This window comes from Clostridium sp. JNZ J1-5 (genome assembly GCF_053901425.1).
Genome location: NZ_CM132773.1, coordinates 2,900,258 through 2,918,946, shown reverse-complemented (window position 1 = coordinate 2,918,946; position 18,689 = coordinate 2,900,258). Strand labels below are relative to the sequence as shown.

Genomic DNA, 18,689 nt, shown 5'->3' with positions numbered 1-18,689 from the left:
GTACCCATTATTTATGAAAAAGGAGGGTTAACTTGAAAATTGCAATAGTAGGTGCTGGTACTGGTGGTAGCAACATCATTAATTCTTTATCAAATGTGGAAGATGTAGAAATAACCATGATAGTAGACAGAAACTTAAATTCTCCAGGTATATCCTTAGCAAAAAATCTCAAACTAAAATATTCAGATTCTATGGACAACATTAATCCTAAATTCACAGATATAATAATTGAAGCTACAGGTAATGTAAAGGTTACCAATATTCTAAAAGAAAAGTTTGAAGATACTTGTACCATAGTAGATTCAAAGGCTGCACTACTTCTTATGACCCTAGTAAAAAAGGATATGCAAAACCTTGAAAATATGAATAATCAAATATCTCTAATTCACGATACCTCCTCTATAGTACAAGAAGAATTAGATGAGATAAGTTCTTCTATTAATGATATACATAACTTAAGCAGTAATTTGCTTTCTTCAACTCATGAGTCTTATGAATACATAAAAAAGAGCGACAAAATAATAAAATATGTAAATGAAATATCTAGTAAGACAAAAATGCTTGGAATAAATGCTTCTATCGAAGCTGCTCGAGCCGGGGATGAAGGCAGAGGCTTTTCAGTAGTTGCAAAAGAAGTTCAAAAACTTGCCACAGATAGTGCTGGTTTTGCTAAAGAAATAAACCACATATTAGAGCAATTATCTGGAGAGATCAATAGAATAAATGATGAAGTAAATAAATTAGATTCACTATCAGACAAGCAAATTTCAGCTTCAAACAATGTAAATACTGCAATGTCTAAGCTTTTAGAAAATAGTAAAACCTCATAAAATATTGTTTACATTTAACTTCAATAAAAAATTGATGTAGAAACTTAAGTCTCTACATCAATTTTTTATCAGCTACCCCCACCCTTAGATGGTACAATGTTTTTTTATGTCCATTTTTCTGCCCACTTTTGTATTTCATCCATAGCATTTCCTAGATCTCTTCCTTTTTCCGTAATTTCATATTCAATACGAACTGGAACCTCTGGATAAACTCTACGAATAATAATTCCCTGTTCCTCCAGTTCTTTAAATCTCTCTGTAAGCATACGAGCACTTAAATTTGGAATGGCTTCTTGTATATCACTAAATCTTTTTGAACCACCAAGAAGTGAGCGTATTATAAGTCCAGTCCATCTTTTTCCTAATAATTCAAAAGCACTTTCGAATTTCGGACACAAATGAAATTTCTCCACAATTATCACCACCCGAACTTATTTTATCATATCTACTTGACAAAAGTAAGTACATTATTATATTATAGTTACATAAAGTAAGTTAATTACTAAAATATATTTAGTTATTTTAGTTTTGTATATTTACTCTAATGATAATATAAAAATAGTTTGAATTATGTTTACACATAATATTATTTAGATTAAGTGTATATTAGTTTTCTATATTATTTTATACACTATATATTCTAAATAAACGAAAGGAGCCATATAAATCATGGAAAAAAATTTTTATAATGTTTTAAAAGAAAGACGTAGTTTTTACGGGATTAGTAAAGAGTCCACTGTTTCAGATAAAAGAATTGAAGAAATTATAAATGAAGCTGTTAAATATACACCTTCTTCATTTAATTCTCAAAGTGCAAGAGTTGTTGTTTTATTTGGAGAACAACATAATTCATTGTGGGATATAGCTAGAGAATCCTTGAGAAAAATAATACCAAGTGATCAATTTACTCCTACAGATGAGAAAATCAGCTCGTTCCAAAATGGTTACGGAACAGTTTTATTTTTCGAAGATACTGCTGTCATTGAATCACTTCAACAGCAATTTGCCCTTTATAAAGATAATTTTCCAATTTGGGCACAGCAATCAAATGGTATGCTTCAATATGTTGTTTGGACTTCACTTGAAGCTGAAGGCCTTGGAGCATCATTGCAGCACTACAATCCTCTTATTGATGATGAAGTAAAGAAAAAATGGAATATTCCTGACAACTGGAAGTTAATTGCTGAGATGCCTTTTGGAAAACCAACAGCAGCACCGGAAGAAAAAAGTTTTCAACCATTAGAAGAACGTGTTAAGGTGTTTAAGTAATTAGAACCATCAAAGTTAACATAGTATGAAAAATTAAAAATATATAACAGAAATCTTAAATAAAGGTCTAGTTAGAACTCTCTAACTAGACCTTTATTAATTAATTTTTTATTAATACTTTATCTTAATATATAAAAAGTTTATAAAAAATATGTTATGACTAGTAACTTATATTATAATTGGTATATGAATAAACTATAATTTATCGCTTAGTATGGTTAGCAAATACCTGCTAATTAGGCTTTTAGAGAGGATGGAAGGGAAAAATATGGACAATTTTTTACTTTATGTATTAGTGGTTACATTGTTATTATCTATAATAACAATAGTTTCAGAAATACGAAATAGAATTAAGACTAGGAAAAGAATTAGTGAACAATGGGGGAAAGAAAGAGAACGAAAGTATACAGAAGATGATTGGACAGATATATCAGAATACTTTAATAACGTAAAAAAGCATAAGGAAGAAAGTTTTTTTATTGATGAAATTACTTGGAATGATCTTAGTATGGATAAGGTATTTGAGAAGATAAACAATACAGAAAGTACCGTGGGTGAACAGTATCTATACAGCCTTTTAAGAGAAATTGTTCATGATGAAAAAAAGCTTAAAGCTAGAGATGAACTAATAGAATATTTTAGAGAACACAGAGAAGAAAGAGAGAAGATACAATATTTATTATCAAAGTTAGGTAAGGTTAAAAGAGTATACATATCAGATTACTTTTTAAACCAAGGTAAAGATGATATTCCTGGTGCAAACTGGTATAAAATTCTAGGATTCATACCTGTAATATCAATTCCAATAATATTTTTTAATAAAGCTATAGGTTCAACCATGTTAATCCTCTCCATGGTGGTTAATATTATGATTTATTACTTAGCTAAAAAGAAAATCTTTGACAAGCTGGAGTCCTTTAGCTATATTACAGGAATCGTTAAATGCGGGGATTTGATTTATAAGGAAAAGCTTGAAATATTGAAACCTTACAATGAAGAATTAAAAAATTCTCTTAACAAGGTAAGAAAAATAAAAGATAAATTCATGTTGCTAAATACTGCTGGTACAGATATTGGCGTTATAATTGAGTATGTAAATGCTTTATTTTTGATAAACATATCAAATTATAAAAGTCTATCCAAAATGCTTATAGAGAATAGTGACGACTTTAATAAAATATTTAAAGTAGTAGGAATTATAGATAGCTCTATTTCTATTGCGTCCTATAGGGAAAGACTTAATTATTATGTTAAACCTGAATTATTTAAACAAAATAGAAAAGATGGCTTGCCTTTAGTTATGAAAGAATTGAGCCATCCGCTAATTGAAGATTCTGTCCCTAACTCTATAGATATTAATGACTCTATATTGATCACAGGTTCTAATGCTTCAGGAAAATCTACTTTTTTGAAAACAGTAGCTATAAATGTTATATTTGCTCAAACTATATATACTTGCCTAGCAAAAGAATTCAAAATTCCTTATATGAAATTATTTACTTCTATGGCTTTAAAGGATGATTTATTCAACAATGAAAGTTACTATATTGCAGAAACTAAATCATTAAAGAGGATTATAAATTCTGTAAGTGATGATATACCAACAATCTGTTTTGTAGATGAAATTTTAAGAGGAACCAATACAGTAGAAAGAATAGCCGCTTCAGCTGAGGTTTTAAAATATTTAACCTTAAACAATTGTATTTGTATTGCAGCTACTCACGACGTGGAACTTACACACATATTAAAAAAATACTTTGACAACTATCATTTTAGAGAACAAATTGTTTCTAATGAAATAATTTTTGACTACAAAATATATGAAGGCAGATCTAACACTCAAAATGCTATAAAACTTTTAAGTATCTTAGGCTATGATAAAGACATTGTAGACAGTGCTAATGAAAGAGCAAAAAACTTTTTAGAAAAAGGGGTATGGGCAGAATAGTTTAGGGCTGAACTTGTTTTTCCCCTGCATAAATGCTAAAATTTTATTTAAGTTCAATATATTTACATTGTACTTAATCAAAATCCATAAAGGAGGATAATGCAATGAAATATATAAATACTCAAATGTTAGCAATTCAACTAGAATCTGCTGCTCAGCGTGATATACTAATAAAATATATTCTTATTGCAATACCATTATCTTTTTTTATACTAGCTATAGTTGCTATTGTATTTAATAAGTATCCAAGCAGAAAAGGCTCTATACAAAGTTTGAAAAGGAAATATAAAAACACAAATATAGCTATAGATGAAAGGAAACTATCAATCCTTGATGGATTTGGATATGCTTTTACGGGAGTTGTATATTTTTTTATTGAACTACTTTATTTTAAAAATCTAAAGCCTACAAGAATTAACAATATGCCATTTTTTCTACTTGCAATAATTTTAATTGCTTTTTATGTAGCGTATTATAGGCTTAGAACTAAATTTGTAAAAATTACTTCTTTAAATACTCAAGATATAGTTGTAAAAAATGTAATTGAATCTGCTCACAAAATTTTAGACTCTATTATTAACTCTGATTCTCCGCCTTCAGAATCAGACTTTCTGGATATTAAAAATGGTGAAGGGAAAAAATTAAAGAAGGCTCTTATTCAGGTTACTTATGAACCTTTAAGAAAAGACTTGGAAGATGTAATTAAATATATTAACACTGGAGCTGATACATTTAATCTTGAAGATATTATTGAAGCTCATAAAATTATACATGACTTAGATATGCATGCTTATAAGAATAAGGATAAGGATGAACAAGATTATTTTGATGCTTCTTACACCGTTAGAGTTTTAAAAAATAATAACACTTAATTATCACTTTTTTCAAAAATAAACAGTAGATAAATTTGTTTTTACACAAATCTATCTACTGTTCTATATTAAAACCTTTTCTATTTAACAGCCTTTAATTCAGCTATTTATGTCCAAGCTAGCACCGACAAAGCTATTATTTTTGATTTTTCTTGATTCTCTTCTCATAAATAGTGCTAGCTATTATATAAAAAACTAACATACCTATGCTAATATACAAAAGAGGTTTGTTATTTGCAACAGGACATGCTCCTGGCGGCAGATTTCTTCTATCTATATAATAGGTCTTTATCATTGTAAAAATTGCAAGTACTATAGAAGATGTGAAAATTATATTTAAAATTATTTCTACTTTTTTATTTTTCATATAGAATTCCCTCTAAATAAAACGTTTCATTAATTCTGCAACTATACTATCTACGTTTTCTGATGTAATATTGTTTTCTACTACAATCTCTTTAGCTTTAGCTATTCTGCTAGGATAATCCATATCATAAATCCCTTTAATAGTTCCCGTTCTTCTTCCAATCATATAAACTATTTTATCTTCTTCGCTAAGATTTAAGAACTTTTTAATTGCAGATATGATTTTTTCCCTATCCTCTGGAAGTTTACCCTCTACTTCAGGAATAAGATTTAAAATGTGATCACTTTTTATAGTAGAAGTTATTCCATGCAAGTTTTCAATGAATAATAAAAGTTCTTCTACCATTTGAATATCTCCCATTTTCTTAAAGATTCCCTCTTGATAATCCTTAGCTAATGGAGCTTTGTCTGGAATCGCAAGAGTTCTTAGCCTAATAAAATCTGAGTTAATTTGATTCATGGCATCTGCTGTTTCAAGGGCATTTTCCTTAGAATAATCAGCTCCCCCAAGGCCAGGCATGAAATATTCCGATAATTCTATTCCAGCTCTTTTTACCTTTTGACCTGCAATAATGTGAGTTTTTTTATCTGCACCTTTTTTAATAAAGTCTAATACCACATCAGCTGCTGATTCCATTCCAATGTGAATTCTATTAAGTCCAGCTTCAGCCATTTTTAGGAGGTCTTCATCACTAATTCTAGCAATAGTTTGGGATCTGGCGTAGGAAGTTATTCTCTCAACCTTTGGAAAATTTTTCGTGATATGCTTAAGTATTGTTATCATATCTTCTGGCTTTATTACCATACTGTTAGCATCCTGAAGGAATACAGATTTCATACCGCCTGCAATCCAGGTTGCAGCCGAATAGTAAGCCCAACCTTCTTCTTCACTAAGAGAACTACCAAGTTTTCTTAATTCTCTATTAATGACTTCTGGTGGATTTTCTTTTATTTTTTTAATTTCATCAATATAATATTTAACCCTATCAATATCATTTAGTACGTGTTCCACAGGTCTAATACTAAATTTCTGTCCTTTGTATAGGGCACAAAATTTACATTGGTTCCAAGGACAATTCCTAGTTATTCTAACCAATAAGCTTTCTGCTTCGCTAGGTGGGCGAATTGGCCCTATTTCAAAGCCTTTATGTTCTTCACTTTCTCTTCTTATGCTCATATTTTACTCCTTTATCTATTTTATCTTTCCTCACTTTTTCCGTAACAAGCACTTTATTTTATTTCTATTATATCTTATTTTATATATACTTAGCTAAGGCTTTTTTATTCTACCAGTTGATATTGAGGCACCCATTTTAATTTCACTATACCAACTTGTCCATTCCTGTTTTTAGCAATTATATTTTCAATAACATCTTTATCCTCAGTATTTCTATTATAATATGCATCCCTATATAAAAACATAACTACATCTGCATCCTGCTCAAGACTTCCTGATTCTCTAAGATCAGAAAGCATTGGCCTGTGATTTAATCTTGCCTCTGGTGTAAGATCCATAATAAAACCGTCACGCCAAAATGATAATTGTAATTGTCTATATAATGCCATAAAAAAATCACCCTCCATAAATTTCTCTAAAGCGTATATATGCGCTTTGTGAGAAAAGTGGAAGGTGAAAATTTATTTTAATAATTCTTCTCAAGCCATTTATTTATATAATTCATAAACTTACCAAAATCATCTAAGTGATTGTGTAATATATCTATCATTATTTTTTCATCTACTCTGGTGTAATCATGAACTAAAATATTTCTAAAAGAAACCATGTTAGCTATATTTTTAGAAAACTTTTGTGGTAAAATATTATTCTCACCTAAGACCAAAATACCCTCTCTGTAAGTATCAGGCTTTTCAATATCTAATGTGGAAATAATTATATTACATATATCTATAATGCACTCAATAGAAATTTGTATACCTCTTTCTATTCCCCAATACCTTAACATATCTTCTTTCAAATTTTCTCTATTTATATTTACAGCAGTTGTTTTTAAAAGTATAAGATTTTTTTGAAGTTCTTTTATTTTTCCATTAATAGTATCTAAAATATTCCTAGTCATTCCATCTTTCCCCCTGAATTTTCTTTTGCCCAAAGTTTTATATACTCCATTTGAGTTCTTCTAAAAGGCTCCATGTCCATATACACACTAAGGACTCTAACCTCAAAATTAACCTTTACGTCTTCATCTTCTTTATAAACAAGCTTCCCATATTTAATAACTTGATGCCTTAGCACAGGGTTTGCCTCATTTAATACGACTAAATCTATATCATTTCTCTTAAATATATCTGTTAAATCTCCTATTAGCCTTAATTTATCTAAAGGGTCGTATTCCTTCTCTAAAAGAACTGCTATATCTAAGTCGCTATTTTTATCATTTTTTCCCTTTGCATAGGAACCAAATATATATATTAATTTAATTTTGTACTCTTTAATCAATTTGTTCAAATTCTGATTTAAGAGAATTACAACTTCAGATAAATCTTTCTGAATCATATCATAACCTACCTTTAGAATAAATATTTTAATCTATCTTAGATATTATTATATCATAATTCTATTTTAACAATTTTTTATTTTTATATTAGTTCAGTTTTAAATGAATGTTAGTCTTTACATTCATTTAGAACTTTGTACTTAATCTACCTGTACATCTATTACCTGATTATAAACTTTATCATAGGTAATACCCTTAACCTCTAATCTTTTATCCTTTCCTGTAGCTTTAAAGGAAAGAGTTCTAGTATGAGTAAGTGTCCCATTTAATTTTTTATCCTGGTTTACTGGTATGGTTTGGTCCAGTTTCGCTCTCTTTCCATCTACTATTAGATATACTTTAGAAAGAATAACTTTCTCCTCTGTGGTAATTGTCACATAGGTGTTTCCATCAGCTTCATATACATTGTTGATTATAACTTCTTTTCCTAAAATTTTTATTGTCTTATCTTTTTCCTTATCCTTTAGCTCTATTTCCTCTTCTACTTTGTTATTTGTCCCAAAGCTTGCAAGCTTAATTTGCAAGGTTTTAAGATCTTTTGGCAGTGCATCAAATTTACTATCAAATTTAATTCCATTCATATTAGTGCTCATGCCTCCCCCTTGCACTTGCACTTCTTTTCCGTTGGCAACAAGCCTTATATCCATACTTGAAGGTCTAAAGCCTTCTCCGGTAAGCTCACCTTTAGCTAGTTCAAATATATTTTGTATTGTTCCTTTTATATAGGTAGCTGTTGGAGACGCTACAATAGAGTCAAACTTTATACTTCCCTGATCCACTTTAATACTTTCACTTATATTCTTTTTTAGCGTATGTCCCATAGCTTTATTTTTATCTAATATGAAAGAGATTTCTCCAGTTTCTATTTTATTTCCCTCTCTTAAAGCAAAACTCCATTTTAACTTTTTTTCCAATAGATTAGGCTTTTCAAATTCACTTTTCCACTTAATCTCAGTCTTGCTGTCATTCATTTTGCCTTCTCCGCTCCTCATATAATGCTTGCCTAATGCTCCCTCAATTTGTGTATTACCTTCAATATTAAATCTGTCTATCTCTCCTTTTGGATTCTTTATAGAATAAAATAGTAAAAGTTGATTATCATCTAACATAACTCCATCTAATGTCACTTTTACTCCATTTTTGAAGGTATAGCTTTTATCTATAACCTGGCCCTTTCCCATTTCGTTAAGCTCTTTTAGTGTATCAGTCATAACCTCATCAAAGCCCATAAGTTTTTTTCCGTAAAATGCAAGTGTATCAATATTATATCCTACTAAAATAACAGCAATGATTAAAGAAGCAACTTTTAATATCCACTTATATTCCTTTTTCTTTTTAACAGAAACATTCTCTAGGGCACTTCTTAATCTGTCTTCTAATTCATCTGGCACTTTTATTTTATCTATCTCTAGTTTTTTATCGCTTAAAATTTTTTCAACTTCACTCATCTCTCTTCACCTCCAATACTTTCTTTTAACCTTTTGAGTCCAATTGAAATACGTGATTTTACTGTTCCAATTGGAACTTTTAATATATGTGAAATGGTTCTATAATCTAAATCTAAAAAATATCGAAGCTTTATCACTTCTTGATGTTTCTCATTTAACTCAGACATATATTTTTCTACCATAATTTCCTGATTTTTTTGTTCAATCATCTCTTCCTCTGCTTCTTCTTTAACCTTTTCTAGTGGAATTATTCTCTTTGTTTTTCGCAGAGAATTTTTGCAGCAATTTACTAAAATAGTTTTACTCCAGCTATAAAAAGCTTCAGCCTTTTTTAACCGATGTATATTTTCATATAAAATTACAATCATATCCTCCATTGCATCTAGCGCATCTTCATCATTTTTCATATATACATATGCAAGCTTATAGTAGTCCTGCTTTTTATCCATAATAAGTTTAATTAATGCTTCTTTATCACCTTTTTTTGCACTTTCAACTAGTCTTATATCATCCACACTCTCACCTCTTTCCATATATAAGAGTATTCTATCTTCTAAAAGGTTCATTATTTAAATACACCTAATAATTTTAAAGCCATTATTATTACAGCAATAATCAATGCAATTTTAACAAATTTATCCCCATTCTTTACTGCAAAGGAACTTCCTAAGTAACCTCCAATGCCATTCCCGATAGCTAGAGTTACCCCGAGTATCCAATGAACTTTTCCATTAATTATAAATATACTAAGAGATGACAACATGTACATTGCCATTACAAATACTTTTAGACTATTAATTTTAACAAGAGAAAAATTAGTCATTAGAGATAAAACTATTATTATTATAAATCCAATTCCTCCCTGTATCAGTCCTCCATAAATTCCAACACAGAAGAATAATATCATCAATATTGCTTGTCTAGTTTTTGTTAGTTCAAATTTTGAAGGCAATAATCTTTTCTGTGGTTCCCAAATTATAAAGATAACTACTATCACCATAATTACCCCTAGTATTTTATTAAATAACTCATCCGGCAAATTAATTGCAGCTTTTGCTCCTAATATAGATCCTATAACAGAAGGTATACCAATCATAAGTCCAAACTTCATGTCAAAATAACCTTTATTTTTGAAATTGGCTGCAGCCACAATATTTTCAACTGCCACAGCAATTCTATTGGTTCCATTGGCAACTGCAGAGGGTAACCCTAGAAATATAAGCATGGGAACTGTTAAAAGTGATCCTCCTCCAGCCAAGGTATTTATAAACCCTGCTGCAATTCCAATAAGGAAAATTAATATTATTTTCACTGCCATATCCCCCTATAAGTATTCTCAAGTATATTAGTGTAAAAAGTCCTAAAATTAAATTTAAAACAAATGAAAAAAGTGCTCCGTCCACCAAACGCAAGCACTAATTTCTTAGTTATCTTTTTTAGATAAATCCAATAGCCCTAATGTCCTTTATGCTTTTCTAATTTTTCTTTTCATCCTTTTGGGATTTTCCAGTCCTCTGACTAACTCCTCATTTAAATTGGCTATTATACTACTGAACTTTAAATTTTTAAATTCTTTTAATATAAATTGATGAATCTCTTCATCTTTCTGACTACCAACATAAACTGTGTTTTTATCTCTAATTATTAATTTACCAAAATTGTTCACAAAATACAATAAATTATATATTTTTTAATTTTATATTTAATATAATAAGAGGAGCTAATTTATTTAAAACTAACTTATCTTTTCATATCTTTTAATTTTTTTTATAAATCTTAGGCATTACCTTTTGCATAGCTTCCGCTTGCTGTGATGTAATTGTACCTTCCTTAACCATTTCTTTTAATATGTCACTTTTTCTTTTAAACTCCTTTTTATCCATATAAGTTTTTCTTTCTTCTTCACTCATGCCTCTTAATTTTTTATGTAAGGCTTTTCTTTCTACTTGTTGTTTTTCAAACTTTTCTATGAATTTATTCATCTGTTCCTGTGTTATTGTTTTATCCTTTACTAAATTGCTAAGGTTTTCTGTAATTTTTTCTTTTCTTTCTAAGGACATTTTTTCACGATTTCTACTTGTAATTGCCTCTGCTTCTGATTTTGTAATAATACCATCTTTTATCATCTCATCAAAAGGATTAATATATTTTTCTTTCTTGTTTTTAACATATTCTTTTCTTTCTTCTTCTGTCATCTTCTTCATTTTCTCAAATTCAGTTTTTCTTTCATCTTTTCTCTTTTGAAGTCGAGAAATTACTTTATCAGCTTTTTCTCGTGTAAGTGTTCCTTCATTAACTAATTCGTTTAAAGATGCCTTTAAACTATCCATGTTATTTCTTTTAATGTGCCTTTTGCAACCTTCATCAGATTCAGAAAATTTTACTTTGCACCCTTTTTCTTTTTCACATTCTCTTACATTAATTGAAGGTTTAGAAGCACCTGCTGCATAAGTTGTTTTTACATAAACTCCAGTACCTATAGATGCTACAGTTACTCCAATTACTAATGCTTTTAATACATTGTTCAACTTCTTATTTTTCATATCTAATTCTCCTCTGGTTTTGTTTTAGATGAATGTTAATTTTTACATTCATCTAAAACTTTATATTAGTAGGTTAAGGCTATTTTAAAGATTGTTGAATTCATTATAATGAAACTCCTTGCCATTCTTCCAAGGAGTAAGCGATTCACACCAAATCATAGATTTGGGTTCTCTGCTTATGCTAAATTTAGAATTATTTTCGATATTATAGGTCATCGACAATCTCTTAAAATATAGCCTTTACTTTATTATGTGTTTTTATGGTATATCTTATTACTTTTTTCCTATTTCTCCTTATCTAATTCAATAACTATCCCTTCTTGATGTTTCTTTTTCATAATCTTATCCTTTTTTCTGTACTCCTTACTTCTAAAAACTATGTCAAAATCATAATCCTCTGGATAAAGCTCATCACTATCTATATATAGTGACAATCTTTTTTTATTTATAGTTAATTTTTTATTCATTACCATTACTCCATACTCGCCTTTAGAGTTTTCAGTTTGGCATACTATACCTGTTCTTTTCATGTATGATATAAATACACAATCTCCTATTTTAAATTCTGGAATTTTCTTAGCCTCTTCTGCCATCTTTATTCTCTTTTCAGCTTCTTTGAATTTTTCTTTCTGATGCTTATGATCTAATATAGTATTAATAGTTGATGCTGATTTTTGGTTCTCCACTTCTTCATAATCTGAGTAATCTTTATCTTCTTTATAAGTTATCTTATGTGCTTTTTCTATTACCTTTCTATCCATTCCAAGCTTTAAAGCTATTAAAAAAGCATTACTCTCTCCTGCTTTACCTATATTCAGTCTATACAGCGGCTTTAGAGTATCTATATCAAAAGCCATAGATCCATTTATAAATCCAGGATGATCCTGTGCAAAATATTTTATTTCACTATAATGTGTAGTAGCGCAAATAGTGGCTCCTCTATCATGGAGCTCTTCTAGTATTGATACTGCAAGCCCCATACCCTCTCCTGGATCCGTTCCTGATCCTATTTCATCTACAATTACTAAGGTATGCTTATCAGCACAGCTTAATATATCAATTATATTTCTTATGTGAGATGAAAATGTGCTTAAATTTTGCTCTATGCTTTGTCCGTCTCCTATATCTACAAGTACATCAATAAATACTCCAAATTCACTTTTCTCACCTACAGGTACATGAAGTCCAGATTGAGCCATCATGGTAAGAAGTCCCACAGTTTTTAGTGCTACAGTCTTTCCTCCTGTATTTGGACCTGTAATTACTATTCCCCTATAGCCTTCTCCTATCTCAAAGTCAAGTGGAACAGCTGTGTTGCCTATAAGAGGATGCTTGCCTTTCTGTATTTTTATATAGTTTCTATTATTAAATGAAACCTCTCTTCCTTCTATTTCTTTGCTATATTTTCCTTTTGCAAACAAAAAATCGTAATAACTCATAGCTTCTACATTAAGATTAATTTCTCTTTGACTATTAAATACTATATTAGTTAAATAAGCTAATATTTTGTATACTTCTTTCTCCTCTTCTATTTTGTATAGATTAAGTTCATCTTGGGCCTTTTTAACCTCCGCTGGTTCAACAAATACTGTAGAGCCACTTTGAGATTTATCATGAACATCTCCACTTATTGACCTTTTATATTCACTTTTTACTGGAATAACGTATCTTCCATTTCTCTGGCTTACAAGTAATTCCTGAATACATCCTCTATAATTTTCATTTTTTAAAACATCTTCAAGTTTACTCTTTATTCTTTCCTCTAAAATGTGAATCCTCTTTCTAATTTTTGAAAGTGCTGAACTTGCCTTATCGTCTACGCTATTTCTCACTATACATCTTTCTATTTCTTCTCTTATATCATCAAGTTCATAAGTTGAATATATATATGAGCTTATAGTGGGAGCATAATATTCCTTATCTTTCATAAATCTTTTTAATCTTTTAGTCTCCCTTAAAAGTCCTGCTATTCCCTCCAATTCCTCTGGTGATAATATAGTTCCTTTTTCTAGCTTTTCCTTAATAAACTTTATTCCTTTTAAGCTATGAATTGGAATACTAGATGTTATATTGACAATAGCTCTTGCTTCACTGGTTTCTTTCATTGTTCTTTCTATAACTTTTATATCCACTGATGGTTCTAATCTATCTATTAAATCTATTGCTAGTTCTGATAAAGCAAAGCTTTTAAGTTGTTCCTTTATTTTATTGTATTCTAAAATTCCTATAGTTTTTTTGTTCAATTCTAATTCCTCCATTTTCTCTACACTTAGTTTCAAATTTTTTAATTTTTTCAAATACAATTAACATATTTCACTCCTCCTAAAATTAAAAAGACTGCAGATAAACACAAGTTTATCTGCAGTCTAAATTCTCTTTAAAATATAATCCGCCTGATGATTATAAAAGGGCATAAAAAAATCGTGCAAATGCACGGACTTTTCCCTTATTTAAGGAGACTGTATACCGTGTTCTTTTCCAAGCTTAAGCCTTAAAAAATTTCATAAAAAATAGACCTGCCTCAAGCAGATTTTCAAAATTTTAAGACTTAGTATTAAATTTGCTTAGTTAAGAACAACCTCTATCATAAAACATTCTCCTTCATTTGGAATATGCTTACATTATACTTCATTCATATACATTTTTCAATAAAATACATAATTTAATCAAAACATTCCTCTAATAGAATTTGCTTTTTATTCAAATACTATTTAGTGTCAATATTTAATTTTAAGGAGGAATACTAATGAAAAGAAGAATAGTTGCTTTAGCTTTAGTATTATTGTCATTCTTCTCAGTTTCATGTGCACCAAATAAAAGCCAAAGTAGAAATCAGACCCAACAAAAACAAGCTCAAAGAAATCAAACTCAACAAAAGGCTATTGGAGGCGTAGAGTCCTCTATTTCTCAAATGGGAGATATTAGCAAGATTAAAGTTACTGCCGATAGTGCAAATGTACAATCAGGCTGTTCTAATAATACTCCTGTACTTCAAAGCCAAAATAAAAATAGTACACTAGATGTAGTAAGTCAAGTTGAAGACTGGTATGCAGTAAAGCTTCCTAATAACTCAGTAGGTTTTATTTCTAAAGGACAATGTAAACCTATAGTACCTGAAGATCAGAAACCACCTACTCCTCCTTCAACTGCAGGAACAACACCACAAGGAACTAATACACCTAAAACACCAAGTGCAAATACAAATACTGCTACTCTATCTGATGCAGAACAACAAATGATAAAATTAGTTAATGATGCTCGTGCTCAAAACAACCTACCACCACTAAAAGTAGATACTCAGTTAGCTAGTGTTGCTAGAACAAAAGCTCAAGATATGATAGATAATAATTATTTTAGTCATAACTCTCCAAAGTATGGAAGTCCTTTTGATATGATGAAATCTTTTGGTATAAGCTATGTTCAAGCTGGAGAAAATATTGCAGGCAATCAGAGTGTTCAAAATGCCCACAATTCACTAATGAATTCTCCTGGCCACAGAAAGAACATATTAAGCCCAGACTTTACTCATATAGGAATTGGAATTAGAAAAGGTGGGCCTTACGGAAGTATGTTCTCACAAATGTTTATAAGCAAACCACAATAATACTTTCTAAAAGTATATTGTAACAAATAGCAGCATTCTTAAACACAAAATAAGGTGCTAAAAATCAAAGGTATATAATTCAATGTAGAATTATATACCTTTTTAACTTTTAGTAACTTAATTTAGGTAAATCAAGATCGTTTTACTTATACTATACATATTTGCTTATAAAGATTTCATTTGATGGACATTCAGCATTTACTACGAAAAATATTTTCCGGTCATTTCTACCACATCGATTCGTATTACTGCTGTACCTCTAACCATATTGTTTGGAATTTCATTTTTCACCAAGTGAGGTGTGTATTTTTCCACGATTTTTTTCAGTACTGTACTTTTTTCATCCATATCATCCAAGAGTTTGGCAGTACCGGAAATAATTACACTTTCGTATTTTGTATTTGTATCGCATGGTTTTCCATTCGGATCCAGCAACAACTTCTCCATTTCATAAACAGAAAATCCGACTTTGGAATTGTGGGCGATATTGTCAAGCTTTTTACCTTTTGGTAAACCATGAAAAAAAATTGTCTCATGGAAATAGATAAAATGGATTGGGGTGCTGTACGGTGTACCATCGGGATTCAGTGTGGCCAAACTGCCAGTCTGTGCTCGCTGAAGCAACTGTTTTATCTGTTGTTTGGTCAATGGGTGTGTTTTCATACGATGTTGCATAATATAGCCTCCTTATCATATCAGTTCCTTTTTTCTTTACTATACAACAAAACCGTACCCTTTATAAGAGCCGGTTTTGATAAATTTATAGGATACAGTTGAGTTAACCGAACCAAGCCTGAGATAAAATCTTCACAGCCATCCGAATATCCCTATCTGGTATCATGCCATATCCCAAGACAAGGGCATTGTTCTTATAATTTTGCTTGTTCAACCAGAAGGGGGACACAGGACACACCTTAATTTTGTGTTCAAATGCTTTTCGAACAAGTTCATCTTCTTTCTGTCCATCCAAGAATTCCAAATGAATATGCAATCCAGCTTGGTGACCATAGATACGAACCTTGTTTCCCATGTTTTGCTTAATTGCATCAATCAAGGTATCGTGCTTCTTTTTTTGAGATAGACAAATCTTCCGGATATGCTTTTCCCAATGCCCATCCTCCATAAATCGTGCCAGAATTTTCTGTTCTATCAACGGTACGGTACATTGATATCCAGTAAACTTTTCTTGATATACCGGTAGCAACCATGTGGGCAATATCATATATGCCATTCGAAGACCCGGAGAAAGTGCTTTAGAGAATGTACCAACATAGATTACTCGCTCATATTGATCGATTGATTGGAGAGATGGAATTGGTCGCCCGTTATAGCGAAATTCGCTGTCATAGTCATCCTCGATAATGATATTGTCATGTTCCCGTGCCCAGTTCAATATTTCTATTCGCTTATGAATTGGCATAACAGCACCCATTGGAAACTGGTGGGATGGTGCAATGTGAACCATTCTTGCGGATGATTCAGCAAGTTTGTTTAGTTCAATTCCATTCTCACAAACTGGTATCGGCAAAATCTCAAATCCATTACTCCGGAAGATGATGCTGGCACCATCATAGCAGGGTTCCTCCATAGCGACTTTTTTTTCTGCATAGGGAAATATTTTTATCATTATTTGAAGAGCGGATTGCGTGCCGCTGCAAATTACGATCTGTTCCGGTTTGCAGTTGACCCCACGGCTGTGATATAAATATTTCATTAGTTGGATTCGCAAATCCATGTCTCCTTTTACATCGCAGTCACCGTGAACATCTTGCGCTTTTGGTCCATCCAATACATCAGTCATATACCTTCTCCAGAGCTTATATGGAAAACTGGCGGCATCAAGATTTCCATATTGAAAACTATAATGGATATTCTCAGCCCCATGTTTGGAAACACTAAGCTCCACTTCACTTATTGTTAAACTGGCCGTTTCTTTTTGATTAAGATCAAATTGTAAATTGTTAACCACATAGCCGGAACCTGCCACACTTGTAATATATCCTTCCAACGCTAGTTGTGCATAGGCATTTTCCACAGTATTCCGTCCAATCTGCAATTCCTTTGCCAATGCCCTGGTGGATATTATCCGTGTGCCAATAGACAAATTTCCTATGAGAATATCATGTTTTATTTGTTCATATATCTGCTGATAAATCGGTTTTTTTCTCTCATAATCAATGTGCAGCATTTTCACTTCCCCCATTCATTACTACCATGCCGTAATTGTATCATAAAAAAATAGGATACCGTTTTCTAACAGTATCCCGTTCAGGGTCTTTATTCGATTTTTGTACTACTTCATGAACAAATTGTAAACAAAATTCAACCACCCACCGGCCACTGGTTACTCCCTAGCTTCTTGGTTCTATAGCAAGTACTGCTTGTAAAGGTGGTCTCTCCCCTAATAATCCAAATGCATATATAGAGTAGTAGTTATTAGCATCAAGTTTAACACCAGACAAAGTGAATGCTGCGTTCTCGCTACCTTTTGGACGAACTTCAAAAGTATAGACTCCTGCTGCAATGCAAGCATAATCAGTAATATACTTGTACTCAACATTACTAAAAATATTCTTCCCATCTGGTGTTGTTATATCTATAGCTGGTGAATTCGGAGATAAATTAATAAATCTTATACAAGGTCTTCCAAAGTTTTGCCCAGAGGCTGGTTCTGGAATAGGATACAGACTTACATTTGGAGCTGTTCCAATAATAGCTATATTAAAAATTGTTCCTTGAGGAATTGGTATATTTGAACTTAATATAGGCTTTGTTTTTTCGCCTGTTGGATAAACTTCTATAAGATAGTTTCCAGGTATAGCAGACCAATAGGAAGAAAAATCTTTATATCTAAGATTCTTTGCAACCATAGTTCCATTTGCATAGACATCTACATCTGGTGCATTAGGAGAAGCATGCATAATTCTAAAATATGATTTTGATTGAACTTGCTGAGGTTGTTGTATAGGGTCATTCATTTTATATTTCATAGCTCCACATGGACTAGCAAACATAATTTTTATCCTTTCTTCATACTAACTAATATAATTATATGAAAAAATTCTATAATATGTGTAACATTTAAACTTAGAAAATTGTCTAGACTTTGTTTTACTAATAAATTTCTATAGAATAAAAAATAAGCAAAGTGCACCTAAAAGATGCACTCTACTTATTTACAAGAACATTTTATTTTATTGAACAGCCCTACTTTTCTAACCATAACTTAAATATGCTTCCTATTATATTTAATATATTTAAACTATGATTAATTTTACCCTAAGCCTCTTCGT

Annotated in this window: 19 protein-coding genes and 1 pseudogene; 5 read left to right on the top strand and 15 right to left on the bottom strand. The window is 30.8% G+C overall.

The genetic code is table 11. The annotated features are described in order from the left end of the window. The first annotated feature begins 32 nt into the window (after window positions 1-32). Window positions 33-830, top strand: a complete 798-nt coding sequence (locus ACWW38_RS14075; RefSeq protein ID WP_456258155.1) for a methyl-accepting chemotaxis protein — start codon at window positions 33-35, stop codon at window positions 828-830. Between the two features lie 104 nt (window positions 831-934). On the opposite strand, the gene ACWW38_RS14070 is transcribed toward ACWW38_RS14075, so the two are convergent. Continuing rightward, the gene (locus ACWW38_RS14070) at window positions 935-1,243 is read right to left on the bottom strand and encodes a winged helix-turn-helix transcriptional regulator (RefSeq protein WP_456258154.1); all 309 of its coding nucleotides are present in this window, start codon (window positions 1,241-1,243) and stop codon (window positions 935-937) included. Between the two features lie 256 nt (window positions 1,244-1,499). Here ACWW38_RS14070 and ACWW38_RS14065 point away from each other — a divergent pair, with 256 nt between their 5' ends. The 3 genes from ACWW38_RS14065 (at window position 1,500) to ACWW38_RS14055 (ending at window position 4,919) form a co-directional block, all read left to right on the top strand. Then, a complete protein-coding gene (locus tag ACWW38_RS14065; protein WP_456258153.1) occupies window positions 1,500-2,099 on the top strand; it encodes a nitroreductase family protein in 600 nt (199 codons plus the stop codon). Window positions 2,100-2,367: 268 nt separating this feature from the next. Beyond that, window positions 2,368-4,047, top strand: a complete 1,680-nt coding sequence (locus ACWW38_RS14060; protein WP_456258152.1) for a MutS-related protein — start codon at window positions 2,368-2,370, stop codon at window positions 4,045-4,047. 104 nt (window positions 4,048-4,151) lie between these two features. Beyond that, window positions 4,152-4,919, top strand: a complete 768-nt coding sequence (locus tag ACWW38_RS14055) for a hypothetical protein (RefSeq protein WP_456258151.1) — start codon at window positions 4,152-4,154, stop codon at window positions 4,917-4,919. Window positions 4,920-5,055: 136 nt separating this feature from the next. Here ACWW38_RS14055 and ACWW38_RS14050 read toward each other — a convergent pair whose 3' ends face one another. From ACWW38_RS14050 to ACWW38_RS14000, 11 genes and pseudogenes are all read right to left on the bottom strand, one after another. Further along, entirely contained in the window at window positions 5,056-5,286 is a 231-nt protein-coding gene (locus ACWW38_RS14050; RefSeq protein WP_456258150.1) for a hypothetical protein, read from the bottom strand. Window positions 5,287-5,298: 12 nt separating this feature from the next. Beyond that, on the bottom strand, window positions 5,299-6,462 hold the full coding sequence (locus ACWW38_RS14045) for a radical SAM protein (protein WP_456258149.1): 1,164 nt from the start codon (window positions 6,460-6,462) through the stop codon (window positions 5,299-5,301). 104 nt (window positions 6,463-6,566) lie between these two features. After that, window positions 6,567-6,788 (bottom strand): annotated as a pseudogene (locus ACWW38_RS14040) (DnaB-like helicase C-terminal domain-containing protein); the annotation flags it as partial. 140 nt (window positions 6,789-6,928) lie between these two features. Beyond that, window positions 6,929-7,363, bottom strand: a complete 435-nt coding sequence (gene hepT, locus ACWW38_RS14035; protein ID WP_456258148.1) for a type VII toxin-antitoxin system HepT family RNase toxin — start codon at window positions 7,361-7,363, stop codon at window positions 6,929-6,931. Further along, window positions 7,360-7,800, bottom strand: a complete 441-nt coding sequence (gene mntA, locus ACWW38_RS14030; RefSeq protein ID WP_456258147.1) for a type VII toxin-antitoxin system MntA family adenylyltransferase antitoxin — start codon at window positions 7,798-7,800, stop codon at window positions 7,360-7,362. Before mntA ends, hepT begins: the two co-directional genes overlap by 4 nt. 141 nt (window positions 7,801-7,941) lie before the next feature. Continuing rightward, window positions 7,942-9,249: a DUF4179 domain-containing protein gene (locus ACWW38_RS14025; protein WP_456258146.1), complete on the bottom strand. Its 1,308-nt coding sequence runs from the start codon at window positions 9,247-9,249 to the stop codon at window positions 7,942-7,944. Continuing rightward, on the bottom strand, window positions 9,246-9,782 hold the full coding sequence (locus tag ACWW38_RS14020; RefSeq protein ID WP_456260468.1) for a sigma-70 family RNA polymerase sigma factor: 537 nt from the start codon (window positions 9,780-9,782) through the stop codon (window positions 9,246-9,248). The genes ACWW38_RS14025 and ACWW38_RS14020 overlap by 4 nt, the downstream gene beginning before the upstream one ends. Before the next feature lie 32 nt (window positions 9,783-9,814). Beyond that, window positions 9,815-10,561 (bottom strand): sulfite exporter TauE/SafE family protein, encoded by a 747-nt coding sequence (locus ACWW38_RS14015; protein ID WP_456258145.1) that lies wholly within the window; start codon window positions 10,559-10,561, stop codon window positions 9,815-9,817. Window positions 10,562-10,714: 153 nt separating this feature from the next. Next, on the bottom strand, window positions 10,715-10,915 hold the full coding sequence (locus ACWW38_RS14010; protein ID WP_456258144.1) for a DUF2992 family protein: 201 nt from the start codon (window positions 10,913-10,915) through the stop codon (window positions 10,715-10,717). Window positions 10,916-11,006: 91 nt separating this feature from the next. After that, window positions 11,007-11,792 (bottom strand): hypothetical protein, encoded by a 786-nt coding sequence (locus ACWW38_RS14005; protein ID WP_456258143.1) that lies wholly within the window; start codon window positions 11,790-11,792, stop codon window positions 11,007-11,009. A gap of 284 nt (window positions 11,793-12,076) precedes the next feature. Further along, window positions 12,077-14,035, bottom strand: coding sequence for an endonuclease MutS2 (locus ACWW38_RS14000; RefSeq protein WP_456258142.1), 1,959 nt, complete (start codon window positions 14,033-14,035; stop codon window positions 12,077-12,079). A gap of 503 nt (window positions 14,036-14,538) precedes the next feature. On the opposite strand from ACWW38_RS14000, the gene ACWW38_RS13995 reads away from it, so the two are divergent. Continuing rightward, window positions 14,539-15,396, top strand: a complete 858-nt coding sequence (locus ACWW38_RS13995) for a CAP domain-containing protein (RefSeq protein ID WP_456258141.1) — start codon at window positions 14,539-14,541, stop codon at window positions 15,394-15,396. Between the two features lie 201 nt (window positions 15,397-15,597). Here ACWW38_RS13995 and ACWW38_RS13990 read toward each other — a convergent pair whose 3' ends face one another. From ACWW38_RS13990 to ACWW38_RS13980, 3 genes are all read right to left on the bottom strand, one after another. After that, complete coding sequence (locus ACWW38_RS13990; protein WP_456258140.1) at window positions 15,598-16,071, bottom strand: pyridoxamine 5'-phosphate oxidase family protein; 474 nt, start codon at window positions 16,069-16,071, stop codon at window positions 15,598-15,600. A gap of 103 nt (window positions 16,072-16,174) precedes the next feature. Then, window positions 16,175-17,584, bottom strand: coding sequence for a MocR-like pyridoxine biosynthesis transcription factor PdxR (gene pdxR, locus ACWW38_RS13985; RefSeq protein ID WP_456258139.1), 1,410 nt, complete (start codon window positions 17,582-17,584; stop codon window positions 16,175-16,177). A 163-nt stretch (window positions 17,585-17,747) separates the two neighbouring features. After that, complete coding sequence (locus ACWW38_RS13980) at window positions 17,748-18,410, bottom strand: DUF4397 domain-containing protein (RefSeq protein ID WP_456258138.1); 663 nt, start codon at window positions 18,408-18,410, stop codon at window positions 17,748-17,750. Between the last annotated feature and the right edge of the window lie 279 nt (window positions 18,411-18,689).